The following is a 25,154-nucleotide window of genomic DNA, read 5'->3' as shown; positions in this document are numbered from 1 at the left end:
GCCTAAAACCATGTTTTACTTAGGCTAGGCTTAGTTGCGTTCAAGTAGCGACCAGCTCGAACGGATTTTGAAAGTTGGGTATCGTCCGCCGTACCACTGCCAACCGGTGAAGGGGATCTGAGATTTTCAAGGTGCTAATGCGGACTTGGATTCCACTGGTCATCCTGGTGGTGGTCATCGTCGGGGGCTTCACCGTGCACCGGATCCGCGGCTTCTTCGGCTCCGAAAACCGCCCGTCGTACTCCGACACCAACCTGGAAAACAGCAAACCATTCAACCCTAAACACCTGACTTACGAGATCTTCGGACCCCCCGGAACAGTCGCCGACATTAGTTATTTCGACGTCAATTCCGAGCCGCAACGGGTCGATGGAGCGGTGCTACCGTGGTCATTGCATATCACGACAAACGACGCGGCGGTGATGGGAAATATCGTGGCACAAGGTAATAGCGACAGCATTGGCTGCCGAATCACGGTAGACGGCAAGGTCAGGGCCGAGAGGGTTTCCAACGAAGTCAACGCCTATACTTACTGCTTGGTGAAGTCCGCGTGAGTACTAAATTCGCGAACGACTCCAATACCAACGCTCGCCCCGAAAAGCCATTCATCGCCAGGATGATCCACGCCTTTGCGGTACCGATAATCCTTGGCTGGCTGGCAGTTTGCGTCGTTGTCACCGTATTTGTCCCGTCACTGGAAGCTGTCGGCCAAGAGCGATCGGTGTCGCTGAGTCCCAAGGATGCACCGTCGTTTGAGGCGATGGGACGTATCGGCATGGTGTTCAAGGAAGGCGATTCCGACAGTTTCGCGATGGTCATAATAGAGGGTAACCAACCCCTTGGCGACGCTGCCCATAAGTATTACGACGGCCTGGTTGCTCAATTGAGGGCCGATAAGAACCACGTGCAAAGTGTCCAAGATTTATGGGGGGACCCACTCACCGCCGCGGGCGTGCAAAGTAACGACGGCAAGGCCGCCTATGTTCAACTGTCACTTGCCGGCAACCAAGGCACGCCGCTGGCCAACGAATCCGTCGAGGCAGTACGCAGCATCGTCGAAAGCACGCCCGCGCCGCCGGGCATCAAGGCCTATGTGACCGGACCATCCGCACTCGCCGCTGATATGCACCACAGTGGCGATAGATCCATGGCCAGGATCACCATGGTTACGGTCGCCGTGATCTTTATTATGTTGTTGCTCGTCTATCGGTCGATAATCACCGTGGTTCTCCTGCTGATCACGGTGGGGGTCGAATTGACGGCTGCGCGCGGAGTCGTAGCGGTTCTGGGGCATAGCGGGGCTATCGGACTTACCACCTTTGCGGTGAGCTTGCTGACTTCGCTGGCAATCGCGGCCGGTACGGACTACGGGATATTCATCATCGGGCGCTACCAGGAAGCCCGCCAGGCCGGCGAGGACAAAGAGGCGGCCTACTACACCATGTACCGCGGGACCGCCCACGTGATTCTGGGCTCTGGATTGACCATCGCCGGAGCTACCTTTTGCCTGAGCTTTGCCCGCATGCCCTACTTTCAAACCCTGGGCATCCCCTGCGCGGTGGGGATGCTAGTCGCAGTGGCGGTCGCGTTGACGCTGGGTCCGGCCGTCCTACACGTCGGCAGCCGGTTCGGCCTGTTCGACCCTAAGCGGCTCCTCAAAGTCCGTGGCTGGCGGCGGGTGGGTACCGTGGTGGTTCGCTGGCCGCTGCCCGTTCTCGTCGCTACCTGCGCGATCGCCCTAGTCGGTCTGCTCGCCCTGCCTGGATACAAAACCAGCTACAACGACCGTGACTACCTACCGGACTTCATACCCGCCAACCAAGGATATGCGGCCGCGGATCGTCATTTCTCTCAGGCCAGGATGAAGCCCGAGATCCTAATGATTGAATCCGATCACGATATGCGGAATCCGGCAGATTTTCTGGTCCTGGACAAGCTGGCTAAAGGCATCTTCCGGGTCCCGGGCATTTCCCGTGTGCAAGCAATTACCCGGCCCGAAGGAACGACGATGGACCACACGTCGATCCCGTTCCAGATCAGCATGCAAAATGCCGGTCAGCTGCAGACCATAAAGTACCAGCGCGACCGGGCGAACGACATGCTGAAGCAGGCCGACGAGATGGCCACGACGATTGCGGTGTTGACGCGGATGCATAGCTTGATGGCGGAGATGGCCAGTACTACCCACCGCATGGTCGGCGACACCGAAGAGATGAAGGAGATCACCGAAGAATTACGCGACCACGTCGCGGATTTTGATGATTTCTGGAGACCAATTCGAAGCTATTTCTACTGGGAAAAGCACTGCTACGGAATTCCGATCTGTTGGTCGTTCAGATCGATATTCGATGCACTGGACGGAATCGACAAGCTCAGCGAGCAAATAGGCGTCCTCTTGGGCGACTTGCGCGAGATGGATCGCCTCATGCCACAAATGGTCGCGCAGATCCCGCCGCAGATTGAGGCCATGGAAAACATGCGGACCATGATTCTTACCATGCACAGCACCATGACCGGAATCTTCGACCAGATGCTCGAAATGAGCGACAATGCCACAGCCATGGGTAAGGCTTTTGACGCCGCCAAGAACGACGACTCGTTCTACCTTCCACCCGAGGTTTTCAAGAACAAAGACTTCCAGCGCGCCATGAAGTCGTTCCTGTCTTCGGACGGACACGCGGCCCGGTTTATCATCCTGCACAGGGGGGATCCGCAATCACCCGAAGGCATCAAAAGTATCGACGCGATTCGTACCGCGGCCGAGGAATCGCTCAAGGGAACTCCACTAGAAGACGCCAAGATCTACCTGGCCGGCACGGCGGCCGTCTTCCACGACATCTCCGAGGGCGCCCAATGGGACCTTCTTATCGCGGCAATTTCGTCCCTCTGTCTCATTTTTATCATCATGCTGATCATCACACGGGCCTTTATTGCCGCCGCCGTCATTGTGGGCACAGTCGCACTTTCACTGGGTGCCTCTTTCGGACTATCGGTGCTGCTCTGGCAGCATATTCTCGCAATCCATCTGCATTGGCTCGTGCTTGCGATGTCGGTCATCGTTCTGTTGGCGGTGGGATCTGACTACAATCTGCTCTTGGTCTCCCGATTCAAACAGGAAATAGGAGCGGGGCTGAAGACCGGCATCATCCGGTCGATGGGCGGCACCGGCAAGGTCGTGACCAACGCGGGGCTGGTATTCGCCGTCACCATGGCGTCCATGGCCGTCAGCGATCTGCGGGTTATCGGACAGGTGGGCACCACCATCGGTCTGGGTTTGCTGTTCGACACGTTGATCGTGCGATCGTTCATGACGCCATCCATCGCCGCACTACTGGGCCGCTGGTTCTGGTGGCCGCTGCGGGTGCGTTCCCGGCCCGCCCGGACCCCGACCGTACCCAGCGAAACCCAGCCCGCGGGCCGGCCCTTGGCGATGAGCAGCGACCGCCTCGGCTGAACCGCCCGTCCGTCTAGCCGGCCGCTCCGAATACAGGATGTGCAGCAATCACTCCGACGATCGGTGGCTGTTGTCGGAAGTGGGGTCGCCGGCCTCACCGCCGCCTACATCCTGTCTGGACGGGACCGAGTCACCCTGTACGAGGCGGACGGCCGGCTGGGCGGTCATGCCCACACCCACTATCTGGACAACGGTGGCGGCCCCCGGGGCACCGACGTCGTCGGCGTCGACTCGGCGTTCCTGGTGCACAACGACCGAACCTATCCAACGTTGTGCCGATTGTTCGCCGAACTGGGTGTGGCCACCCAGGAGTCGGAAATGTCGATGTCGGTGCGCGCCGACGACATCGGACTCGAATATGCCGGCGCACTGGGAGCGCGCGGGCTGTTCGCTTGCCGGCAATCGCTGCGGCCACGGTATCTGTGCATGCTTGCCGAGATTCTCCGCTTCCACCGCGCCGCGGCTCGCCTGCTGCGTGAGGAGACCGACAACGCGGAAGACAAACCGGAGACGCTGGAAGCCTTCCTGAGCCGGCACCACTTCTCGCAGTATTTCGTCGATTACTTCATCACACCCTTGGTCGCCGCCGTGTGGTCCTGCGGCGGGGCCGACGCCTTGCGCTATCCGGCCCGGTATCTGTTCGTCTTCCTCGACCATCACGGCATGCTGTCGGTGTTCGGGTCGCCAACCTGGCGTACCGTCACCGGAGGTTCCGCCAACTACGTGCAGGCGATCGCAGCTCAGCTGGACGAGGTGTCGACCCGCACGCCAGTGCACTCGCTGCGCCGGCTGCCGGACGGGGTATTGGTGGGCGCGGGTGATGGGCCGTCGCGGCGTTTCGATGCGGCCGTCGTCGCGGTCCATCCCGACCAAGCGCTGCTGTTGCTCGACGAGCCGACACCGGCCGAGCGCGCGGTCCTGGGCGCGATCGCATACTCCACCAACAGCGCCCAGCTGCACACCGACGAGTCGGTCCTGCCCCGCCACCATCGCGCCCGCGCATCCTGGAACTACCTGGTGACACCCGGGCAGCACCAGGTCGTGGTCAGCTACGACATCAGCAGGCTAATGCGCCTCGACGGTGGCCGCCGGTATCTGCTCACCCTCGGCGGCCACGACCGGGTTGATCACAGCTCGGTGATCGCCGAGATGACCTACAGCCATCCGCTGTACACACCGGAATCGGTTGCAGCCCAACGTTTATTGCCGACGCTGGGTGACAATCGGGTGGTATTCGCCGGCGCCTACCACGGCTGGGGATTCCACGAGGACGGCGCCGCCTCGGGTCTTCGGGCGGCCCGGCGCCTTGGCGCCGACTGGCCGGCAGCGATCCCACAGGAGGCGATGGTCGCGTGCTGACTCAAACCCTGACGCCGGCGATCTACCGCACCACGATCAGCCACTGCAGACAAGTCCCGGTGCACCACTCGTTCGCATACCGCAGCTACAGCTGGTACGTGGATGTCGACAACCTCCCCCAGCTGCCCTGGTGGCTGCGACCGTTCGCACGGTTCCACGCCGACGACCACTTCGCTGACCCGTTCTCGTGTCCGCCGCATAGCTCGCTGCGTGACCGGCTGGACGCCTTCTTTGCCGCTCGCGGCCTTGCCATCCCCGACGGCCGTATCACCGCGCTGCTGCAAGCACGCGTTCTCGGCTATGTCTTCAACCCGTTGAGCATCTTCTGGTGCCACGACCGCGACGGCCAACTGCGCCATGTCATTGCCGAGGTGCACAACACCTACGGCGGACGCCATGCTTACCTGCTACCGCCGGCTGACCTGCCCGTGGTGACGGCCAAGAACTTCTACGTTTCGCCGTTTCATCAGCTAGCCGGCTACTACCTGATACGGGCACCACGGCCCGACCGCGAACTCGACGTCACGGTGACGCTGCACCGTGACCGCCGGCAGGTGTGCCCGGAATTCACAGCCACCCTGCGTGGGCAGCGGCGACCGGCAACGACAAGACAGATCGCGATGATGCAAATCATTTCACCGCTGGCGCCGATGGTGGTGGCCGCGCGCATCAGGATACAGGGGATCAGACTGTGGCTACGTCGAGTTCCGGTGGTGCCGCGATGACCGTCGAAACCAGCCAAACACCGTCGGCAGCAATCGATTCGGATCGCTGGCCAGCAGTTGCCAAGGTGCCGCGCGGTCCCCTAGCCGCGGCATCGGCGGCAATCGCCAACCGGCTGCTTCGGCGCACGGCCACTCACTTGCCGCTGCGATTGGTCTACCCCGACGGAACGGCAACAGGTGCCGCCGATCCGCGCGCACCCAGCCTGTTCATCCATCGGCCGGACGCACTTGCACGCCGGATCGGGCGCCACGGCTTGATCGGCTTCGGCGAGTCCTACATGGCCGGCGAATGGTCGTCGAAGGACCTCACGCGGGTGTTGACCGTGCTGGCAGGGTCGGTGGACGAGCTGGTACCGCGCTCGCTGCACTGGCTGCGGCCGATCACGCCGACCTTTCGACCTAGTTGGCCAGACCATAGCCGAGATCAGGCCCGGCGCAATGTAGCCGTGCATTATGACCTGTCGAACGACCTGTTCGCCGCGTTTCTCGACGAGACCATGACGTATTCGTGCGCAATGTTCACCGACCTGCTGGCCCAGCCAACTCCCGCCTGGACCGAGTTGGCCGCAGCCCAACGCCGCAAGATCGACCGGCTGCTCGACGTGGCCGGGGTCCAGCAGGGCAGCCACGTTCTCGAGATCGGCACCGGATGGGGCGAGCTGTGCATTCGCGCGGCCGCACGGGGGGCCCACATCCGCTCGGTGACCCTATCGGTGGAGCAGCAACGGCTGGCTCGGCGGCGGGTCGCCGCGGCCGGCTTTGGCCACCGGGTAGAGATCGACTTGTGCGACTACCGCGACGTCGACGGGCAGTATGACTCAGTAGTCTCAGTCGAGATGATCGAGGCGGTGGGATACCGTTCGTGGCCACGGTACTTCGCCGCGCTAGAACAGTTGGTGCGCCCGGGTGGCCGGGTAGCGATCCAAGCGATCACCATGCCGCACCACCGAATGCTGGCCACCCGCCACACCCAGACCTGGATCCAGAAGTACATCTTCCCTGGCGGACTGCTACCGTCCACGCAGGCCATCATCGACATCACCGGGCAACACACCGGGCTGCGCATCGTCGACGCGGCCTCGCTGCGACCGCATTACGCCGAGACGCTGCGGCTCTGGCGGGAACGATTTATGCAGCGGCGAGATGGGCTGGCGCATTTAGGTTTCGACGAGGTGTTTGCACGGATGTGGGAGCTGTACCTGGCGTACTCGGAGGCGGGCTTCCGGTCGGGCTATCTGGACGTCTACCAGTGGACGTTGATCCGCGAGGGCCCCCCGTGAACATCGTCGTGGTAACCAGCGTGTCGGCTTTGGCTGTGGCCGTGGTGCATTCGGTGGCGTTTGCGATCGGCCGCCGCATCGGCCGGTACAACGTCGTCGACGTGGTATGGGGCTTGGGTTTCGTCGCCGTCGCCGTCGCCGCCGCGACGCTCGGCCACGGCGACCCGGTTCGCCGATGGCTGCTGCTAGCGTTGGTGTCGACCTGGGGTCTGCGGCTGAGCTGGCACATGTACCGCAAGACAGCCGGTCAGGGGGAGGATCCCCGCTACGCCGACCTGCTGCGCGGTGCCACGCCTGTGCAGGCATTGCGCAAGGTCTTCGGATTACAGGGCCTCCTGACGTTGTTCGTCTCATTCCCGCTGCAGCTTTCCGCAGTCACCGGGCCGACGCCGAAGCCGTTACTGGCTGTTGGGGGCGTGGGCTTAGCCGTGTGGCTGGTCGGTATCACCTTCGAAGCGGTGGGAGATTGGCAACTGTGGGTATTCAAATCCGACCCGGCCAATCGCGGGGTCATCATGGACCGCGGCCTGTGGGCCTGGACGCGTCACCCCAACTACTTCGGCGATGCCTGTGTCTGGTGGGGGTTGTGGTTGATCACGATCAACGATTGGGCGCCGCTGGCCACGGTGGGTTCGCCGCTGCTGATGACCTACCTGCTGGTGGACGTCAGCGGAGCCCGGCTGACTGAGAGATACCTGAAGGGTCGCCCCGGTTTCGCCGAATATCAAAGGCGAACAGCCTATTTCGTGCCCCGGCCACCGCGATCGGCGCGTCGGTGATGACCGGCTTGACCATCTCGGCGCCGGCTGGCGATAGGCTACCCATCGATGACCGGACCGCCACGGCTGAGCAGCGACCTGGACGTCCTGTTGCGCCGGGTCGCTGGTCACGACCAGGCCGCATTCGCCGAATTCTACGACCACACCAAGTCGCGGGTGTATGGACTGGTGATGCGGGTGCTGCGTGATACCGGCTACAGCGAAGAAACCACCCAGGAGATCTATCTTGAGGTGTGGCGGAACGCGTCGGAGTTTGACTCCGCCAAAGGTTCCGCGTTGGCCTGGCTTTTGACCATGGCCCACCGGCGCGCTGTCGACCGAGTCCGTTGCGAGCAAGCCGGCAACCAGCGGGAAGTGCGCTATGGTGCGGCCAACGTCGATCCCGCGAGTGACGTCGTCGCCGACCTGGCGATCGCCGGTGATGAGCGGCGCCGGGTGACCGAGTGCCTCAAGGCGTTGACCGACACGCAGCGGCAGTGCATCGAACTGGCGTACTACGGCGGGCTGACGTATGTCGAAGTTTCGCGGCGGTTAGCGGCCAATCTGTCGACCATCAAATCCCGCATGCGCGACGCCCTGCGCAGCCTGCGCAACTGCCTGGACGTGTCATGACCGCGCCGGCCGAGCGAAGCGATGCGTTGGGAGAGCGGCGCTCATGACTGAACATACCGATTTTGAGCTGCTCGAGCTGGCTACCCCGTATGCCCTGAACGCTGTGTCCGACGATGAACGAGCCGACATCGACCGACGGGTGGCCGCCGCGCCCTCGCCGGTAGCCGCGGCTTTCAACGACGAAGTTCGAGCCGTCCGCGAGACGATGGCCGTCGTCTCGGCGGCCACCACCGCCGAGCCGCCAGCACATCTGCGGACGGCCATCCTGGATGCGACCATTCCCGAGGTTAGGCGCCAATCACGCTGGCGTACGGCAGCCTTTGCGTCCGCAGCGGCGATCGCTGTGGGGCTGGGGGCGTTCGGCCTGGGGGTGCTGACCCGGCCATCGCCACCCCCCACCGTGGCCGAGCAAGTTCTGACGGCGCCGGACGTACGGACGGTCTCTCGCCCACTGGGCGCCGGGACGGCCACGGTGGTGTTCTCCCGCGACCGCAACACAGGTCTGCTGGTGATGAACAATGTGGCGCCACCATCCCGGGGAACCGTGTATCAGATGTGGCTGCTGGGAGGGGCCAAAGGGCCGAGGTCGGCGGGGACGATGGGCACCGCGGCGGTGACGCCCTCGACGACGGCGACGCTGACCGATCTCGGAGCCTCGACCGCACTGGCATTCACCGTCGAACCCGGCACCGGATCACCACAGCCCACCGGTACCATCTTGGCCGAGCTGCCGCTCGGGTGAGCCGAGGACGCACACCCCGGCCCCTCACCGCAGTCTCGGCGCGACAATGGTGCCCAGCATCGCGACGAACACGCCGGGTACCACTAGGGCGGCGCTGCCGGCTAGCGTCAGGTAACCATCGGTGCAGGCGATCTTCGGCGTAGCTGACCATCGCCTCAGCGATCCGGCGGATGTCGCCGTTACCGGGTTATCCCCCGCAGGTAGGCGGCCTGCCCGAGGTGCTGAGCGCAGTCGTCGACGATGCTCACCAACCGTGCGCTGACGGTAACCGGCGGATTCCAACTGGTATCCACCACACGGGACAACTCATCTGCGGTCATGCCAGCGATGTATTCCAGGGTCAGTTTATGCACCGCGTGGTAGTACCCCGACAGCAGGTCGGCGGGTGCCCGTACCTTCGCCACATCCTCGGGACGGTGTCCATATCCGGTGTCGTGCCGCGGCAGATCTAACCCAAAGCGGTCCACCCAACCGTCGCGGGTCCACACCTCTTCCACGCCGGCCACATGGGCGACCTGTATATCCTGCACCCGGGCGCTGTGCCAGAGCAGCCACGCAATGCTGTTGGCGCTCGGGGTCGGGCGGTAGCAGGCGAGTTGGTCGGTGAGGCCGTCGGTGAGTTCGTCGACATGTTCGATCAACCGGTTGAACGCGTCGCGGAGCAACTCTTGGGCCGCGGCGTCGGTGCTTGCCATACCAGCGACATTACGGGGCAGGTGGCAGACCCTCAGCTGCATCCCGGCCGCCAGTCGGCCCCTACCCGGGACTAGGTAAGCTGGCGGTTCCTAGGGGCGCTCCAAAGATGACCCCAAAGATGAGTGGTATTGAAGTGCCGATACCGCCACGGCAACGGTCGCTGACAGTTAAGTTGGATCAGTGACAAGCCCGCATTTTGCGTGGTTGCCGCCAGAGATCAATTCGGCACTGATGTTTGCCGGTCCCGGGTCGGGACCGCTAATTGCTGCGGCCACCGCCTGGGGCGAGCTGGCCGAAGAATTGCTCGCGTCGATAGCGTCGCTTGGCTCCGTCACATCCGAACTCGCTGGCGGCGCCTGGCTGGGTCCGTCCGCGGCGGCGATGATGGCCGTCGCAACCCAGTACCTAGCCTGGCTCAGCACGGCGGCAGCGCAGGCGGAACAAGCGGCCGCACAGGCCATGGCAATAGCGACCGCGTTCGAGGCGGCGCTGGCGGCCACCGTGCAGCCGGCAGTGGTAGCGGCCAATCGTGGCCTGATGCAGCTGCTGGCAGCTACGAACTGGTTTGGGCAGAATGCTCCGGCGCTCATGGACGTCGAGGCGGCATACGAGCAAATGTGGGCATTGGACGTGGCGGCGATGGCCGGTTACCACTTCGATGCGTCTGCGGCCGTCGCACAACTGGCGCCCTGGCAGCAGGTCTTGCGGAACCTCGGCATCGACATCGGCAAGAACGGCCAGATCAATCTGGGCTTCGGCAACACTGGCAGCGGCAACATCGGCAACAACAACATCGGCAACAACAACATCGGCAGCGGCAACACCGGCAGCGGCAACATCGGCAGCGGCAACACCGGCAGCGGCAACCTGGGCCTCGGCAACCTCGGCGACGGGAATATCGGCTTCGGCAACACCGGTAGCGGGAATATCGGATTCGGGATCACCGGTGATCACCAGATGGGTTTCGGCGGCTTCAACTCGGGTAGCGGCAACATCGGCTTCGGGAACTCGGGCACCGGCAACGTCGGCTTATTCAACTCCGGCAGCGGAAACATCGGCATCGGGAATTCGGGCTCCCTGAACAGCGGCATCGGGACCTCGGGGACAATCAACGCGGGCCTCGGCAGCGCGGGCAGCCTCAACACCAACTTCTGGAACGCGGGGATGCAAAACGCCGCCTTAGGAAGCGCGGCTGGCTCGGAGGCGGCCTTGGTCAGCTCCGCCGGCTACGCCACCGGCGGCATGAGCACGGCGGCTTTGAGTTCGGGCATCCTCGCCTCCGCCCTCGGATCAACGGGCGGTCTCCAACACGGCCTGGCGAACGTCCTCAACTCGGGCCTGACCAACACGCCCGTCGCCGCCCCGGCCAGTGCTCCTGTTGGCGGCCTGGACTCAGGCAACCCGAACCCCGGTAGCGGCAGTGCCGCGGCTGGCTCGGGCGCAAACCCGGGCCTTAGAAGCTCTGGCACCAGCTACCCGAGCTTCGTCAACTCGGGCAGCAACGACTCGGGCTTGCGGAATACCGCCGTGCGTGAGCCGAGTACCCCCGGCTCCGGCATCCCCAAGTCGAACTTCTACCCGAGCCCCGACCGCGAATCCGCCTACGCCAGCCCGCGGATCGGGCAGCCGGTCGGTTCGGAGTAACACATCGGGCGCCTATCCTCGAATCCATGGGTGCCAAAAAGGTAGACCTCAAACGGCTGGCCGCCGCCTTGCCCGACTACCCGTTCGCTTACCTGATCACCGTCGATGATGGCTATCGCGTGCACACGGTGGCAGTCGAGCCGGTGCTGCGCGAACTCCCCGACGGCCCCGATGGACCCCGGGCAGTGGTCGACGTCGGCCTGATCGGGGGTCGTACGCGGCAAAACCTGGCCCACCGCAGCGAAGTCACCCTGTTGTGGCCGCCATCCGATCCTAGCGGCTACTCGCTGATCGTCGACGGCCGTGCCCAGGCGTCGGACGCAGGCCCCGATGACGACACCGCCCGCTGCGGTGTCGTACCCATCCGCGCGCTGCTGCACCGAGATGCGGCCCCCGACTCGCCCACAGCGGCCAAAGGTTGCCTACACGACTGCGTGGTGTTCTCGGTACCGTAGCTCCCAACCAGAGGAGCCCGGCCCCACAAAGGGACCGGGCTCCTCGCTGCGACTTCTCGCCGGGGTCAGAAATCCATGCCACCCATGTCGCCGCCACCGGGAACGGAAGCCTTCTCCTTTTCCGGCTTGTCGGCAACGACGGCCTCGGTGGTCAGGAACAGCCCCGCGATGGACGCCGCATTCTGCAGCGCCGAACGGGTCACCTTGACCGGGTCAGCAACGCCGGCAGCGAGCAGATCCTCGTAGACACCGGTCTGAGCGTTCAGTCCGTGGCCAGCCGGCAGGTTGCGCACCTTCTCGGCCACCACGCCCGGCTCCAGCCCGGAGTTGAAGGCGATCTGCTTCAGCGGGGCCTCCAGCGCCACCTTCACGATGTTGGCGCCGGTCGCCTCGTCGCCTTCGAGCTTCAGCTCGTCCAGGGTCGGGGCCGCTTGCAACAGCGTCACACCCCCACCGGCGACGATGCCCTCCTCGACGGCGGCCTTGGCATTGCGAACCGCATCCTCGATGCGGTGCTTGCGCTCCTTGAGTTCGACCTCGGTGGCGGCACCGGCCTTGATCACCGCGACACCACCGGCCAGCTTGGCCAGCCGCTCCTGCAGCTTCTCACGGTCGTAGTCGGAGTCGCTGTTCTCGATCTCCTGGCGGATCTGGGCCACTCGTCCGGCGATGGCGTCGGTGTCACCGGCGCCCTCGACGATGGTGGTCTCGTCCTTGGTGACCACGACCTTGCGGGCCTTGCCTAGCAGCGACAGGTCGGCGTTCTCCAGCGTCAGGCCGACCTCTTCGCTGATCACCTGACCACCGGTGAGAATGGCCATATCCTGCAGCATCGCCTTGCGGCGGTCGCCGAAGCCGGGAGCCTTGACCGCCACCGACTTGAAGGTGCCGCGGATCTTGTTGACGACCAGGGTAGACAGCGCCTCGCCCTCGACGTCCTCGGCGATGATCAGCAGCGGCTTACCGGCTCCGATGACCTTCTCGAGCAGCGGCAGCAGATCCTTGACAGTGGACACCTTGGAGCTGACCAGCAGGATGTAGGGGTCCTCCAGGACCGCCTCCTGACGCTCCGGGTCGGTCACGAAGTACCCCGAGATGTAGCCCTTGTCGAACCGCATACCCTCGGTGAGCTCGAGCTGCAGCCCAAAGGTGTTGGACTCCTCGACGGTGATGACGCCCTCGTTGCCCACCTTGTCCATCGCCTCGGCGATCAGGTCACCGATGGACTGGTCACCCGCCGAAATCGCTGCGGTGGCCGCAATCTGCTCCTTGGTCTCGACCTCCTTGGCACCCTTGAGCAGGGTCTCGGTGACCTTCTCCACGGCCTTTTCGATGCCGCGTTTGAGACCGAGCGGGTTGGCGCCGGCCGCGACGTTGCGCAGGCCCTCGCGAACCAACGCCTGGGCCAGCACGGTGGCCGTCGTGGTGCCGTCACCGGCGACGTCATCGGTCTTCTTGGCTACCTCTTTGACCAGCTCGGCGCCGATCTTCTCGTACGGATCCTCCAGCTCGATCTCCTTGGCGATGGACACACCATCGTTGGTGATCGTGGGGGCACCCCACTTCTTTTCCAGGACGACGTTGCGGCCCTTGGGGCCCAATGTCACCTTTACCGCATCGGCGAGGGCGTTCAAGCCCCGCTCGAGGCCGCGACGGGCCTCTTCGTCGTACGCAATTGTCTTGGCCATTGCGAAGTGATTCCTCCGGATCGGGGATGAAACGGGGGTCACCGGGTGACGGCAACCCCGCTACTTACGCTGGCCGGGCGCAGTGCCCGCGACGGACGGCTCAAGTTGTCCTCGCTGCGGTTCGCTGCGACGACGGGCCTGGCCTCACCGTCCCGACCTAGCACTCACCGGTCGCGAGTGCCAACGTTATTCTTAGCACTCGCCTATGCCGAGTGCAAGAAGCCCCGCACGGGGTCATGCCCCTCGTTCGGCCTTGTCCTCGGCCCTCCGATCCGGGTGAGTATGTTCGGCCCATGACCGCCAACGACAACAAGACCCGTAAATGGTCGGCCGCAGACGTCCCCGATCAAAGCGGGCGCGTCGTTGTGGTCACCGGCGCCAACACCGGCATCGGCTACCACACCGCCGCCGTGTTTGCCGACCGCGGTGCACACGTCGTGTTGGCCGTCCGCAATCTCGAGAAGGGCAACGCCGCCCGGGCCCGCATCATGGCCGCCCGCCCAGGCGCCCACGTCACGCTGCAGCAACTCGATCTGTGCTCGCTGGACTCGGTGCGCGCAGCCGCCGACGCGTTACGCACGGCCTATCCGCGCATCGACGTGCTAATCAATAACGCCGGCGTGATGTGGACGCCGAAGCAGGTCACCAAGGACGGTTTCGAGCTGCAGTTCGGTACCAACCATCTCGGTCATTTCGCACTAACCGGACTGGTACTCGACCACATGCTGCCGGTACCCGGTTCGCGGGTGGTGACCGTCAGCAGCCAGGGCCACCGGATTCACGCTGCCATCCACTTCGACGACTTGCAGTGGGAACGCCGTTACAACCGCGTCGCCGCCTACGGACAAGCCAAACTGGCTAATCTGCTGTTCACCTACGAGCTGCAACGCCGGCTGGGCGAAGCGGGCAAATCCACCATCGCCGTCGCCGCTCACCCTGGCGGCTCCAACACCGAGCTGACCCGCAACCTGCCGCGACTTATCCGGCCCGTCGCTACCGTGCTCGGGCCGTTGCTTTTCCAAAGCCCAGAGATGGGCGCCCTGCCAACACTGCGTGCCGCCACCGATCCGACCACGCAGGGCGGGCAATACTACGGCCCGGACGGGTTCGGCGAGCAGCGCGGTCACCCGAAGGTGGTCCAATCCAGCGCGCAGTCCCACGACAAAGATCTGCAGCGCCGCCTCTGGACCGTCTCCGAAGAACTCACCGGCGTCAGCTTCGGAGTCTGAACGACCGATAATGGCCGGGTGCGGTCAGTCCAGGAGCATCAACGTGTCGTAGCGGAGATGATCCGCGCCTGTCGCCCGATCACGGTTTCGCTGACCCAGGCTCAAGGTCTGGTCCTGGGCGGCGACGTGGTCGCACCGCTGTCGCTGCCGGTTTTCGACAACTCCGCAATGGATGGCTATGCGGTGCGCGCCGAAGACACCTGCGGTGCCACACCGCAAAATCCGGTGATGTTGCCGGTCGCCGAGGACATTCCCGCCGGGCGCGCCGACATGCTGACGCTGCAGCCTGTGACTGCGCACCGGATCATGACCGGTGCGCCAGTGCCCACCGGTGCGACGGCGATCGTGCCGGTCGAAGCCACCGACGGCGGCGTCGATTCGGTGGCGATCCGCCAACAGGCCACCCCAGGCAAGCACATCCGACGGTCGGGCGAAGACGTCGCCGCCGGTACCACGGTGCTGCACAACGGCCAGATCGTGACGCCGGCGGTGCTCGGCCTGGCCGCCGCGCTGGGTTTGGCCGAGCTGCCGGTGCTCCCCCGTCAGCGGGTGCTGGTGATCTCCACAGGGTCGGAGCTGGTGTCGCCAGGCACGCCCCTACAACCGGGTCAGATCTACGAGTCCAACTCGATCATGCTGGCCGCTGCCGTCCGCGATGCGGGCGCCGCTGTGGTCGCCACCGCAACCGCCGGCGACGACGTCGCGCAGTTCGGCGCGATCCTTGACCGGTACGCGGTGGACGCCGACCTGATCATCACCAGCGGCGGTGTCAGTGCCGGAGCCTACGAGGTGGTCAAAGACGCGTTCGGCAGCGCTGACTACCGGGGAGGCGACCACGGTGTCGAATTCGTCAAGGTGGCGATGCAACCCGGAATGCCCCAGGGCGTCGGGCGGGTGGCAGGTACGCCGATCGTCACCCTTCCCGGCAACCCGGTCAGCGCGCTGGTGTCCTTCGAGGTGTTCATCCGTCCCCCGCTGCGCATGGCCATGGGCCTGCCGGATCCGTACCGGCCGCACCGAAGCGCGGTACTCACCGCGAGCCTGACATCGCCGCGCGGCAAACGTCAGTTCCGACGCGCAATACTCGATCACCAGGCAGGCACGGTCATCAGCTACGGCCCACCGGCGTCGCACCATTTGCGTTGGTTGGCATCGGCCAACGGACTTCTGGACATCCCGGAGGACGTCGTGGAGGTGGCTGCCGGAACGCAGCTGCAAGTCTGGGACTTGACCTAACCGGACCGATCCTAGTGCCGTGCACCCAACCTGCGGCACGAAGCTCCGTAAGATAACCCCGTGGCCAGACGCCCCCGCCCCGACGGCCCGCAACATCTGCTCGCCCTGGTGCGGTCCGCCGTTCCACCGGTTCATCCGGCCGGGCGGCCGTTCATCGCCGCCGGTCTTGCGATTGCGGCCGTCGGACACCGCTACCGGTGGTTGCGCGGCACGGGTCTGCTGGCGGCCGCTGCCTGCGCGGGCTTCTTCCGGCACCCGCAGCGGGTACCGCCCACCAGGCCGGCTGCCATTGTCGCGCCCGCCGACGGCGTGATCTGCGCGATCGACTCAGCGGCCCCACCGGCCGAACTCAGCATGGGTGACACGCCGTTACCGCGAGTCAGCATCTTCCTGTCGATATTGGACGCCCACGTGCAACGTGCCCCGGTGAGCGGGGAAGTGATCGCCGTGCAACACCGGCCGGGCCGGTTCGGGTCGGCCGACCTACCGGAGGCGAGCGACGACAACGAGCGCACCAGTGTGCGGATCCGCATGCCCAACGGCGCCGAGGTGGTCGCGGTGCAGATCGCCGGGCTGGTGGCGCGCCGCATTGTGTGCGACGCACACGTCGGAGACAAGCTGGCCATCGGTGACACCTACGGCCTGATCCGGTTCGGCTCCCGGCTGGACACCTACCTGCCAGCGGGTGCAGAGCCGATCGTCAACGTCGGCCAGCGCGCGGTCGCCGGCGAGACCGTGCTGGCCGAATGTCGATGATCGGAAAGCCCCGCGGCAGGCGAGGGGTAAACCTGCAGATACTGCCCAGCGCGATGACGGTGCTGTCCATTTGCGCGGGACTGACCGCAATCAAGTTTGCGCTCGAGCACCAGCCGAAGGCCGCGATGGCACTGATCGCCGCAGCGGCCATCCTCGACGGGCTCGACGGCCGGGTGGCCCGCATCCTGGATGCCCAGTCGCGGATGGGCGCAGAGATCGACTCACTGGCCGACGCGGTGAACTTCGGAGTGACACCCGCGCTGGTGCTTTACGTGTCGATGTTGTCGAAGTGGCCGGTCGGTTGGGTGGTCGTGCTGCTCTACGCGGTGTGCGTGGTATTACGGCTGGCGCGGTACAACGCACTGCAGGACGACGGAACCCAGCCCGCTTACGCGCATGAATTCTTCGTCGGAATGCCCGCGCCGGCGGGCGCGGTTTCCATGATCGGCCTGCTAGCCCTCAAAATGCAGTTCGGCGAAGGATGGTGGACCTCGGTCTGGTTCCTCAGCTTTTGGGTGACGGGAACGTCGATACTCTTGGTCAGCGGGATCCCGATGAAAAAGATGCACGCCGTGTCGGTACCACCCAACTACGCGGCCGCCCTGCTGGCGGTGCTGGCTATCTGCGCGGCGGCCGCAGTCCTGGCCCCCTACTTGTTGATCTGGGTGATCATCATCGCCTACATGTGCCATATTCCTTTCGCGGTGCGCAGCCAGCGCTGGCTTGCCCAACACCCTGAGGTGTGGGACGACAAGCCCAAGCAACGGCGCGCGGTGCGGCGCGCGAGCCGCCGGGCGCATCCCTACCGGCCGTCGATGGCGCGGCTGGGCCTGCGCAAGCCGGGTCGACGGCTGTGACCCACCCGGACCCGGCCCGCCAACTCACCCTTACCGCCCGGCTGAACACCTCGGCCGTCGACTCACGCCGCGGCGTCGTTCGGTTGCACCCCAATGCCATTGCTGCCCTTGGCATCCGCGAGTGGGACGCGGTGTCGCTGACCGGCTCTCGGACAACCGCCGCGGTCGCCGGCCTGGCCGCGGCAGACACCGCGGTCGGGACGGTGCTGCTCGATGACGTCACACTGTCCAATGCGGGCCTTCGCGAAGGCACCGAGGTGATCGTCAGCCCGGTCACCGTCTACGGAGCGCGATCGGTGACGCTGAGCGGTTCAACGCTGGCCACCCAGTCGGTGCCGCCGGTCACGCTGCGGCAGGCCCTACTCGGCAAGGTGATGACCGTCGGTGACGCGGTCTCGCTGCTGCCCCGCGATCTAGGCCCCGGCACATCCACGTCGGCTGCCAGCCGCGCATTGGCAGCTGCGGTCGGGATCAGTTGGACCTCGGAGCTGCTGACCGTTACCGGCGTCGACCCCGACGGGCCGGTCAGCGTGCAGCCCAACTCGCTGGTCACCTGGGGCGCTGGGGTCCCGGCCGCAATGGGTACGTCCACGGCCGGGCAAGTGAGCATCTCGAGTCCGGAGATCCAGATCGAAGAGCTCAAGGGCGCCCAGCCGCAGGCTTCCAAGCTCACCGAATGGCTCAAGCTTGCCCTCGATGAGCCGCACCTACTACAGACCTTGGGCGCCGGCACCAATTTGGGTGTGCTGGTGTCGGGTCCGGCCGGGGTGGGCAAGGCGACGCTGGTGCGCGCGGTGTGCGACGGCCGAAGGTTGGTGACACTGGATGGTCCGGAGATTGGAGCTCTGGCCGCCGGAGACCGGGTCAAAGCCGTGGCCTCGGCAGTGCAGGCGGTTCGCCATGAGGGCGGTGTGTTGCTGATCACCGATGCCGACGCCCTGCTGCCAGCCGCCGCCGAGCCGGTAGCCTCGCTGATCCTGTCCGAGCTGCGTACCGCGGTGGCCACCGCCGGTGTGGTATTGATCGCCACCTCAGCACGGCCCGATCAACTCGATGCCCGGCTGCGTTCCCCCGAGTTGTGCGACCGGGAGCTTGGCCTGCCGCTGCCCGACGCGGCCACCCGCAAATCGCTGCTGGAGGCGCTGCTGAATCCGGTTCCTACCGGAGACCTCAACCTCGACGAAATCGCCTCCCGCACACCGGGTTTCGTCGTGGCCGACCTGACTGCGCTGGTTCGCGAGGCGGCGCTGCGGGCAGCGTCTCGAGCCAGTGCCGACGGCCGACCACCGATGCTGCACCAAGACGACCTCCTCGGTGCGTTGACCGTCATCCGGCCGCTGTCCCGCTCGGCCAGCGACGAAGTCACCGTGGGTGACGTGACGCTCGACGATGTCGGTGACATGGCCGCGGCCAAACAAGCACTGACCGAGGCGGTGCTGTGGCCGCTGCAGCACCCCGACACCTTCGCTCGGCTAGGTGTCGAACCGCCGCGCGGGGTGTTGCTGTACGGCCCGCCCGGCTGCGGCAAGACCTTTGTGGTTCGTGCCCTGGCCAGCACCGGACAGTTGAGCGTGCATGCCGTCAAAGGGTCGGAGCTGATGGACAAGTGGGTGGGCTCCTCGGAGAAGGCAGTCCGCGAGCTATTCCGGCGGGCCCGCGACTCCGCGCCGTCACTGGTGTTCCTCGACGAGCTGGACGCTCTGGCGCCACGGCGCGGTCAGAGCTTCGACTCGGGCGTCTCCGACCGGGTGGTGGCCGCGCTGCTGACCGAGCTCGACGGTATTGACCCGCTGCGGGATGTCGTCATGCTAGGCGCGACCAACCGGCCCGATCTGATAGACCCGGCGCTGCTGCGCCCGGGGCGGCTAGAACGGCTGGTGTTCGTTGAACCGCCCGACGCTGCCGCTCGCCGCGAAATCCTGCGCACCGCTGGCAAGTCGATCCCGCTGAGCTCCGACGTCGACCTGGACGAGGTGGCAGCCGGACTCGACGGTTATAGTGCCGCCGACTGTGTGGCGCTGCTGCGCGAAGCCGCGCTTACCGCGATGCGGCGTTCCATCGAAGCCGCCAACGTCACCGCCGCCGACCTGGCGACCGCGCGAGAAACCGTGCGCGCGTCGCTGGATCCGCTGCAGGTGGCGTCGCTGCGTAAGTTCGGCACCAAGGGTGACCTTCGGTCCTAGCGACCACTGATGAAGTCGAGCAATTGCGGGTACTGGTCGGCAATGGTGCGAAGGCGTTGACCATTGTCGAGCCGGTTCCGCACCCGGATGCGCTTGCCGGCGGTGACGGGTCCGTATATGGTGCTCGGCGCAGTGAATGTGGTTCAGGCCCAGTGGGTCAGACGCACCGCGTAGGGCAGTTACGTCGACAACTCGAACTCCACCATCGCGGCCACCGAGTCCAGCGCGTCACCCAAGCGGACCAATCGATCGGCCGCCGACGGCGCCGCCAGCACGGCGTACCGATCGGCCGGGCCCATCGGCACTCGACATGCCAGCGCGTACAGACGCTGCCCGGTATCGGCTGGGTCAACCACCGGGTAGCCCAATACCACGTCACGGGCCGGCAGCCGAACTCCCCGGGCGGCAGCGATCCGCTCGAATAGCGCCACAACCCGGTCTTCGACTTCCAGCAGCTGGGCAGCCGTCACTGGGTGCCCCGGCTGGTCGGGCCAGAACCGTACCTTCGCACGCGGGTACGGATCGTCGGGCAGCCAGTCGCACACCCGGATCCGTTCGCCCACCCGGCAGCGCAGCATATAGCGACCCGAACCCGCGTCCGCGCATTCGGTGATCCTGGCCAGCGTCCCGACATCACATCGCGTATCGCCGCCGCCGACCTCGCGGCCACGCGAGATCAGTACAACACCGAAGCGAGGATCCGCGGTGTCCATGCAGTCACGGACCAGCGCCGCGTAGCGGGGCTCAAAGATGTGCAACGGCAGATCTTCGTCGGGCAGCGGCGCCGACTCGAGCGGGAACATCGCCAACTCAACCGGCGCGAAATCGGCCATCACCTAAACCTCAATCTCCTCGCGGCTGGCGGACGTCACACTCAGCCAGCCCGCATCGGCTAAATCACCAGCTCGGCAACCAGCGCGTCAACTACCGCGCGCAAATCGCCGTCATGCTGCTGCGCCACTCGCAGCTGCCGCTGGTAGGAGGCGCCATCGCGGTAGATATCGGAGACCGCGGCAAGCTCGTCGGCACAGTTCAGCGACTTGGCGACCGGCTCCAGCCGGGTCAGCACATCCGCGAGGTCATCGGTAACCAGCCGTTCGTTGCTGTCGGCGTCCAAGATGATCACCGCGTCCAGGCCGTAGCGGGCGGCACGCCACTTGTTCTCCTGGACGTGCCAGGGAGGCATGGTCGGTAGCGTTTCGCCGGCGTCCAAGCGGCGGTCCAGATCGACGATCAGGCAATGCGTCAGCGCGACCAGCGCGCCGAGCTCTCGTAGGTTGGACACGCCATCGCAGATCCGCACCTCCAGGGTGCCCAGATGGGGTGAGGGTCTTATATCCCAACGGATTTCGTCCATATGGTCGATGATGCCGGTCTTCTTCTGGTCGTACACGAAACCTTCGAACTCCGCCCACCTCTGAAAGTGAAACGGCAGCCCGGCGGTGGGCAACTGCTGGAACATCATCGCCCGGTTGCTGGCATACCCGGTGTCTTCGCCACCCCACCAGGGTGATGAGGCCGAGAGCGCCAACAGATGCGGGTAGTAGTTGAGCAGCGACGTCATGATCGGCATCACTTTGTGCGCCGAGCGAATCCCGACATGCACGTGCACACCCCAGATCAGCATCTGCCGGCCCCACCACTGGGTGCGTTTGATCAGTTCCGCGTACCGCGGCGCGTCGGTGAGCTTCTGGGCCGACCACCGCGCGAAGGGGTGGGTACCCGCGCAGAACAGCTCCATCCCGCGGTCGCGCACGATCTGACGGGCGGGGCCCAGGGTATCGCGCAGATCCTGCATTGCCTCGGCGGTACATTCGCAGATACCGCTGACAATCTCTACGGTGTTGCGCAGCAATTCCTTGTGGACCCGCGGGTTTTCGCCGATTTCGGCGATCACCGCGGTGGCTTCATTGCTCAGATCGCGGGTCTGCGCGTCAACGAGCGCGAACTCCCACTCCACACCGAGGGTGGGCCGCGGTGAGCCTGCGAAATCAATTCGGGCGGCCGACCTGCGGGCAGGCAAGCTAGCCGGAACCAATGACACCGCACGCCACCCGCTTGCCGGCGTCGCCGGTGGTCAACGTCGTCTCGTCGGGACCCGGAGTCCCATTGACCTGGACGTAGCGTTCTGGCGGAATGTTGGCAAAGTTGTCGGCGCCGGCGTGAATGATGATCGCGGTTTTCGCGCCGCTCAGCAGGTCGTCCATGGTGAAGGCGTCGGTGGTGGTCACCAGCATCGCCGAACCGTCACCGCGTACCTGCAGCGAGGCCAGGTCGCCGCTGGCGGGGGTGCCGGTATGCCCTGGCACGTGGTAGTGGCCGCCGGCGGACAGAAAGTTGCCGGGCGCACCGCCGGTGGGGGCAACCGAGTTGGGCTCACACTTACCCACCTGGTGGATGTGTAGGCCGTGGAAGCCGGGCGTGAGCTGACCGACGCCGGTCGTCGCGATCGTGATGGTGGCATAGCCGTTGGCGAACTCGAACTTCGCGGTCGCTACCTTCGTGCCGTCGGGCGCCGTCAGGGTACTGGTCAGGCTCTGCGCACCGGGCGACTCCTCGTCGTGACCCGAAAGTCCCGACGGCGCGGGCGATCCGGTCCAAATCGACGGCGTGGTACCCGGAACTGTCGACGCGTGCTGCGGAGACGAGCATGCGCTCAGCAGCGCGGCACCGGCGCCCAGAAACAACGCGGACAGGACCGACGTGCTGACAGCTGCGTGATTGCGGTGATCGGCGGGCTTTGGCATAGCGAGAGCCTAACCTGGCGTTCGAATCAGCGTCAGCCGGTCACCACGACGATGACCCCGGGCGGCTGGTCGGACAGCTCTGGCAGTCGCAGCTCCACCGCTGCTCCTAGCGTCTGGCCTACCGCGTCGGCGGTGGCCCGTTCGCCTTCGACTTCGGTGTAGTACACCGTGGTCGCCGCGACGTCGGGTAACGATAGATTCCCAACGTCGGTGACCGTGAAACCGGCCGCCTTGAGCCGATCGGCCGTCCGCGCGGCGGCGCCTTCGGTGCCTGAGATGTTGTAGACGCGCACCTCGGCCCGGGGCGCCGCGGGCTTAACGCTGGTCGACGTCGGCGCCGCAGTGGTGGTGGTCATGGTGGAAATCGCTGACGAGTCGTCCTCGGAGTTCGGAGACGAACCCAGTGCCTGCCAGCCGAGCAGCAGGAAGACGACGCCGAGAAACAACAGCACCATCACCATGGCCCGCAGGGGAAGCCCGGAAGAGTCGGGTACACGCTCATTCATCGAGCCCACTGTAACCAGCACCGGGACACAACCGGCAAAAGCGGGGAGAGTGTCAGGTCACCTCGAAGCCAAGGCGTCGCGCGGCCCGCGCCTTCTGCCGACTGGCGCGCAGCCGCCGCAACCGCTTTACCAGCATCGGGTCGGCGGCCAGCGCCTCGGGCCGATCCACCAGCGCATTGAGCACTTGGTAGTAGCGCGTCGCCGACATGGAGAACAACTCTTTGATGGCTTCTTCCTTGACACCGGCAAACTTCCACCACTGACGTTCGAACGCCAGGATGTCGTGCTCGCGCCGGGTCAGCCCATCGGCGACCTCGGCATCGTCCCCCGATCGAATTGCCCGCGCCATGGCGCTGTCCATATCGCTTTCCCCTGGGCCCTTCCGGCGAATTCTCAATGTGTACGAATGACTTGGCCTACGTAGGCGCTTCTTCGGCGAATATTGAACCACGCCAGGAACCGTCGGGCGGTAATCCTGCCCGCGAGTCGGCCGACTTGCTTGCACCCGACTGCCGATCGCGGCGCGCCGGCTCATGCTCCGAGTGTGAATCCTGCGACGCGACATGCCGGCCAGCCGTCGTGTGGTTCACACCCGGCGATGATGCCCGCCGCCCCGCGGCGCGCTCCTACGTTTCGGGGTCGACGGGCCTAAGCTAGCCCACCATGGCAGTCGTACCCATCCGCATCGTGGGCGATCCCGTCTTACACACTGCGACCACACCGGTGACGGTCGCCGCCGACGGTTCACTCCCGGCGGATCTCGCCCAGTTGATCGCCACCATGTACGACACCATGGACGCCGCCAACGGAGTCGGCCTGGCTGCCAACCAGATCGGCTGCAGCCTGCGGCTCTTCGTCTACGATTGCGCCGCGGACCGCGCAATGACCGCCCGCCGACGCGGCGTGGTCATCAATCCGGTGCTTGAGACCTCCGAAATACCTGAGACCATGCCCGACCCGGACACCGACGACGAAGGCTGTCTGTCGGTTCCCGGCGAGTCATTTCCTACCGGACGCGCGAAGTGGGCACGAGTCACCGGACTCGACGCCGATGGCAGTCCGGTCAGTATCGAGGGCACCGGCCTGTTCGCGCGGATGCTGCAGCACGAAACCGGGCACCTTGATGGGTTCCTGTACCTGGATCGCCTCATCGGCCGGTACGCCCGCAACGCCAAACGGGCCGTCAAGTCACATGGCTGGGGCGTTCCCGGACTGTCGTGGCTGCCCGGCGAGGACCCCGACCCGTTCGGTCACTAATGGTCTCGTGGCCGGGGCTTGGGACACGGGTAACGGTGCGCTACCGCCGGCCCGCCGGATCGATGCCACCGCTGACCGATGCGGTGGGTCGGCTGCTAGCCGTCGATCCGACGGTGCGAGTGCAGACCAAGACCGGGACCATCGTCGAGTTCTCGCCCGTCGATGTGGTGGCCCTGCGGGTCCTGACCGATGCGCCGGTGCGCACCGCCGCGATCCGCGCACTTGAACACGCCGCCGCGGCGGCCTGGCCCGGCGTTGAACGAACCTGGCTGGACGGCTGGCTCCTGCGAGCCGGACACGGGGCCGTACTGGCCGCTAATTCAGCAGTACCGCTGGATATCTCGGCACACACGAACACCATCACAGAAATCAGCGCATGGTATGCGAGCCGCGATCTGCAGCCATGGCTGGCCGTCCCGGACCGCTTGCTGCCACTACCGGCCGGCCTGGCAGGTGAGCGCCGAGAGCAAGTGTTGGTGCGTGACGTGTCCACCGGTGAACCCGGCCGGTCGGTCACGTTGCTGGACCACCCCGACGACACCTGGCTGCGGCTCTACCACCAACGCCTACCCCTCGACATGGCGACCCCCGTCATCGACGGCGAGTTGGCATTCGGCAGCTACCTGGGTGTGGCGGTCGCACGTGCAGCGGTAACCGACGCACCCGACGGCACCCGGTGGGTGGGTCTGTCGGCAATGCGTGCCGCCGACGAGCAATCCGCGAGCGGCTCCGCTGGCCGCCAATTGTGGGAAGCGCTGTTGGGCTGGGGAGCGGGCCGCGGCGCGACCCGCGGCTACGTGCGCGTGCACGACACCGCGACATCCGTCCTCGCCGAGTCCCTGGGTTTTCGGCTGCACCATCACTGCCGCTATCTTCCTGCCCAGTCGGTCGGCTGGGATACCTTCTAGCCATGCCCGACGGCACAATTGACGGCGGCCACCCCCAGCGC

24 protein-coding genes are annotated in these 25,154 nt (G+C 65.4%); 17 read left to right on the top strand and 7 right to left on the bottom strand.

The window, feature by feature from the left end:
- Window positions 1-131: 131 nt before the first annotated feature.
- The 8 genes from mmpS4 to rskA are packed head-to-tail and all read left to right on the top strand — an operon-like array spanning window position 132 to window position 8,951.
- Window positions 132-554, top strand: coding sequence for a siderophore RND transporter accessory protein MmpS4 (gene mmpS4 / locus MCAN_RS02335; protein WP_003402272.1), 423 nt, complete (start codon window positions 132-134; stop codon window positions 552-554).
- Entirely contained in the window at window positions 551-3,454 is a 2,904-nt protein-coding gene (mmpL4, locus tag MCAN_RS02330) for a siderophore RND transporter MmpL4 (protein ID WP_014000240.1), read from the top strand. The genes mmpS4 and mmpL4 overlap by 4 nt, the downstream gene beginning before the upstream one ends.
- A gap of 39 nt (window positions 3,455-3,493) precedes the next feature.
- Complete coding sequence (locus tag MCAN_RS02325; RefSeq protein ID WP_014000239.1) at window positions 3,494-4,813, top strand: NAD(P)/FAD-dependent oxidoreductase; 1,320 nt, start codon at window positions 3,494-3,496, stop codon at window positions 4,811-4,813.
- Window positions 4,807-5,538: a DUF1365 domain-containing protein gene (locus MCAN_RS02320; RefSeq protein WP_041179556.1), complete on the top strand. Its 732-nt coding sequence runs from the start codon at window positions 4,807-4,809 to the stop codon at window positions 5,536-5,538. Before MCAN_RS02325 ends, MCAN_RS02320 begins: the two co-directional genes overlap by 7 nt.
- On the top strand, window positions 5,535-6,818 hold the full coding sequence (locus MCAN_RS02315; protein ID WP_014000237.1) for a class I SAM-dependent methyltransferase: 1,284 nt from the start codon (window positions 5,535-5,537) through the stop codon (window positions 6,816-6,818). The genes MCAN_RS02320 and MCAN_RS02315 overlap by 4 nt, the downstream gene beginning before the upstream one ends.
- A gap of 8 nt (window positions 6,819-6,826) precedes the next feature.
- The gene (locus MCAN_RS02310) at window positions 6,827-7,597 is read left to right on the top strand and encodes a DUF1295 domain-containing protein (RefSeq protein WP_003402248.1); all 771 of its coding nucleotides are present in this window, start codon (window positions 6,827-6,829) and stop codon (window positions 7,595-7,597) included.
- 48 nt (window positions 7,598-7,645) lie between these two features.
- Entirely contained in the window at window positions 7,646-8,209 is a 564-nt protein-coding gene (gene sigK, locus MCAN_RS02305; RefSeq protein WP_014000236.1) for a sigma-70 family RNA polymerase sigma factor SigK, read from the top strand.
- Window positions 8,210-8,252: 43 nt separating this feature from the next.
- Window positions 8,253-8,951, top strand: coding sequence for an anti-sigma-K factor RskA (rskA, locus tag MCAN_RS02300; RefSeq protein ID WP_014000235.1), 699 nt, complete (start codon window positions 8,253-8,255; stop codon window positions 8,949-8,951).
- Window positions 8,952-9,130: 179 nt separating this feature from the next.
- Here rskA and MCAN_RS02295 read toward each other — a convergent pair whose 3' ends face one another.
- The gene (locus MCAN_RS02295) at window positions 9,131-9,646 is read right to left on the bottom strand and encodes a mycothiol transferase (RefSeq protein WP_014000234.1); all 516 of its coding nucleotides are present in this window, start codon (window positions 9,644-9,646) and stop codon (window positions 9,131-9,133) included.
- A gap of 181 nt (window positions 9,647-9,827) precedes the next feature.
- Here MCAN_RS02295 and MCAN_RS02290 point away from each other — a divergent pair, with 181 nt between their 5' ends.
- Together MCAN_RS02290 and MCAN_RS02285 are read left to right on the top strand one after the other, a co-directional pair.
- A complete protein-coding gene (locus tag MCAN_RS02290) occupies window positions 9,828-11,291 on the top strand; it encodes a PPE family protein (protein WP_014000233.1) in 1,464 nt (487 codons plus the stop codon).
- A 26-nt stretch (window positions 11,292-11,317) separates the two neighbouring features.
- Entirely contained in the window at window positions 11,318-11,746 is a 429-nt protein-coding gene (locus MCAN_RS02285) for a hypothetical protein (RefSeq protein ID WP_014000232.1), read from the top strand.
- A gap of 65 nt (window positions 11,747-11,811) precedes the next feature.
- On the opposite strand, the gene groL is transcribed toward MCAN_RS02285, so the two are convergent.
- Entirely contained in the window at window positions 11,812-13,434 is a 1,623-nt protein-coding gene (groL, locus tag MCAN_RS02280) for a chaperonin GroEL (protein ID WP_003402236.1), read from the bottom strand.
- A 293-nt stretch (window positions 13,435-13,727) separates the two neighbouring features.
- Here groL and MCAN_RS02275 point away from each other — a divergent pair, with 293 nt between their 5' ends.
- From MCAN_RS02275 to MCAN_RS02255, 5 genes are read left to right on the top strand one after another with little or no spacing between them, the layout of a single operon-like run.
- Window positions 13,728-14,663 carry an SDR family NAD(P)-dependent oxidoreductase gene (locus MCAN_RS02275; RefSeq protein ID WP_003402219.1) on the top strand — a complete coding sequence of 312 codons (936 nt, stop codon included), beginning with the start codon at window positions 13,728-13,730 and terminating at the stop codon, window positions 14,661-14,663.
- Between the two features lie 18 nt (window positions 14,664-14,681).
- Window positions 14,682-15,899, top strand: a complete 1,218-nt coding sequence (gene moeA / locus MCAN_RS02270) for a molybdopterin molybdotransferase MoeA (protein WP_014000231.1) — start codon at window positions 14,682-14,684, stop codon at window positions 15,897-15,899.
- A gap of 60 nt (window positions 15,900-15,959) precedes the next feature.
- Window positions 15,960-16,655: a phosphatidylserine decarboxylase gene (locus MCAN_RS02265; RefSeq protein ID WP_003402216.1), complete on the top strand. Its 696-nt coding sequence runs from the start codon at window positions 15,960-15,962 to the stop codon at window positions 16,653-16,655.
- Window positions 16,652-17,512 carry a CDP-diacylglycerol--serine O-phosphatidyltransferase gene (gene pssA / locus MCAN_RS02260; RefSeq protein ID WP_003402213.1) on the top strand — a complete coding sequence of 287 codons (861 nt, stop codon included), beginning with the start codon at window positions 16,652-16,654 and terminating at the stop codon, window positions 17,510-17,512. The genes MCAN_RS02265 and pssA overlap by 4 nt, the downstream gene beginning before the upstream one ends.
- Window positions 17,509-19,695 carry an AAA family ATPase gene (locus MCAN_RS02255; protein WP_014000230.1) on the top strand — a complete coding sequence of 729 codons (2,187 nt, stop codon included), beginning with the start codon at window positions 17,509-17,511 and terminating at the stop codon, window positions 19,693-19,695. Before pssA ends, MCAN_RS02255 begins: the two co-directional genes overlap by 4 nt.
- Before the next feature lie 179 nt (window positions 19,696-19,874).
- On the opposite strand, the gene MCAN_RS02245 is transcribed toward MCAN_RS02255, so the two are convergent.
- The 5 genes from MCAN_RS02245 to MCAN_RS02225 are packed head-to-tail and all read right to left on the bottom strand — an operon-like array spanning window position 19,875 to window position 23,309.
- Entirely contained in the window at window positions 19,875-20,528 is a 654-nt protein-coding gene (locus tag MCAN_RS02245; protein WP_014000229.1) for an LON peptidase substrate-binding domain-containing protein, read from the bottom strand.
- A 59-nt stretch (window positions 20,529-20,587) separates the two neighbouring features.
- A complete protein-coding gene (locus MCAN_RS02240; RefSeq protein ID WP_014000228.1) occupies window positions 20,588-21,718 on the bottom strand; it encodes a glutamate--cysteine ligase in 1,131 nt (376 codons plus the stop codon).
- A 1-nt stretch (window position 21,719) separates the two neighbouring features.
- Entirely contained in the window at window positions 21,720-22,442 is a 723-nt protein-coding gene (gene sodC, locus MCAN_RS02235; protein ID WP_014000227.1) for a superoxide dismutase[Cu-Zn], read from the bottom strand.
- A 32-nt stretch (window positions 22,443-22,474) separates the two neighbouring features.
- Window positions 22,475-22,948, bottom strand: a complete 474-nt coding sequence (locus MCAN_RS02230; RefSeq protein WP_041180007.1) for a LytR C-terminal domain-containing protein — start codon at window positions 22,946-22,948, stop codon at window positions 22,475-22,477.
- A 52-nt stretch (window positions 22,949-23,000) separates the two neighbouring features.
- On the bottom strand, window positions 23,001-23,309 hold the full coding sequence (locus MCAN_RS02225) for a DUF3263 domain-containing protein (protein ID WP_003402188.1): 309 nt from the start codon (window positions 23,307-23,309) through the stop codon (window positions 23,001-23,003).
- Window positions 23,310-23,611: 302 nt separating this feature from the next.
- Here MCAN_RS02225 and MCAN_RS02220 point away from each other — a divergent pair, with 302 nt between their 5' ends.
- Both MCAN_RS02220 and MCAN_RS02215 read left to right on the top strand, forming a co-directional pair.
- The gene (locus MCAN_RS02220) at window positions 23,612-24,205 is read left to right on the top strand and encodes a peptide deformylase (RefSeq protein ID WP_003402185.1); all 594 of its coding nucleotides are present in this window, start codon (window positions 23,612-23,614) and stop codon (window positions 24,203-24,205) included.
- Window positions 24,205-25,113, top strand: a complete 909-nt coding sequence (locus MCAN_RS02215; RefSeq protein ID WP_014000225.1) for an N-acetylglutamate synthase, CG3035 family — start codon at window positions 24,205-24,207, stop codon at window positions 25,111-25,113. Before MCAN_RS02220 ends, MCAN_RS02215 begins: the two co-directional genes overlap by 1 nt.
- Window positions 25,114-25,154 lie beyond the last annotated feature (41 nt).

Source organism: Mycobacterium canetti CIPT 140010059, assembly GCF_000253375.1.
Taxonomy (GTDB): Bacteria; Actinomycetota; Actinomycetes; order Mycobacteriales; family Mycobacteriaceae; genus Mycobacterium; species Mycobacterium tuberculosis.
This window is presented reverse-complemented; position numbering and strand designations above follow the sequence as displayed.

Bases quoted from the DNA above. Each gene is read 5' to 3' on its own strand.
- sigK (WP_014000236.1), top strand. From the start codon at position 7,646: ATGACCGGACCGCCACGGCTGAGCAGCGACCTGGACGTCCTGTTGCGC.
- rskA (WP_014000235.1), top strand. From the start codon at position 8,253: ATGACTGAACATACCGATTTTGAGCTGCTCGAGCTGGCTACCCCGTAT.
- MCAN_RS02245 (WP_014000229.1), bottom strand. From the start codon at position 20,528: ATGGCCGATTTCGCGCCGGTTGAGTTGGCGATGTTCCCGCTCGAGTCG.
- groL (WP_003402236.1), bottom strand. From the start codon at position 13,434: ATGGCCAAGACAATTGCGTACGACGAAGAGGCCCGTCGCGGCCTCGAG.
- sodC (WP_014000227.1), bottom strand. From the start codon at position 22,442: ATGCCAAAGCCCGCCGATCACCGCAATCACGCAGCTGTCAGCACGTCG.
- MCAN_RS02275 (WP_003402219.1), top strand. From the start codon at position 13,728: ATGACCGCCAACGACAACAAGACCCGTAAATGGTCGGCCGCAGACGTC.
- MCAN_RS02315 (WP_014000237.1), top strand. From the start codon at position 5,535: ATGACCGTCGAAACCAGCCAAACACCGTCGGCAGCAATCGATTCGGAT.
- MCAN_RS02220 (WP_003402185.1), top strand. From the start codon at position 23,612: ATGGCAGTCGTACCCATCCGCATCGTGGGCGATCCCGTCTTACACACT.
- MCAN_RS02285 (WP_014000232.1), top strand. From the start codon at position 11,318: ATGGGTGCCAAAAAGGTAGACCTCAAACGGCTGGCCGCCGCCTTGCCC.
- MCAN_RS02230 (WP_041180007.1), bottom strand. From the start codon at position 22,948: ATGAATGAGCGTGTACCCGACTCTTCCGGGCTTCCCCTGCGGGCCATG.
- MCAN_RS02215 (WP_014000225.1), top strand. From the start codon at position 24,205: ATGGTCTCGTGGCCGGGGCTTGGGACACGGGTAACGGTGCGCTACCGC.
- MCAN_RS02295 (WP_014000234.1), bottom strand. From the start codon at position 9,646: ATGGCAAGCACCGACGCCGCGGCCCAAGAGTTGCTCCGCGACGCGTTC.
- MCAN_RS02225 (WP_003402188.1), bottom strand. From the start codon at position 23,309: ATGGACAGCGCCATGGCGCGGGCAATTCGATCGGGGGACGATGCCGAG.
- pssA (WP_003402213.1), top strand. From the start codon at position 16,652: ATGATCGGAAAGCCCCGCGGCAGGCGAGGGGTAAACCTGCAGATACTG.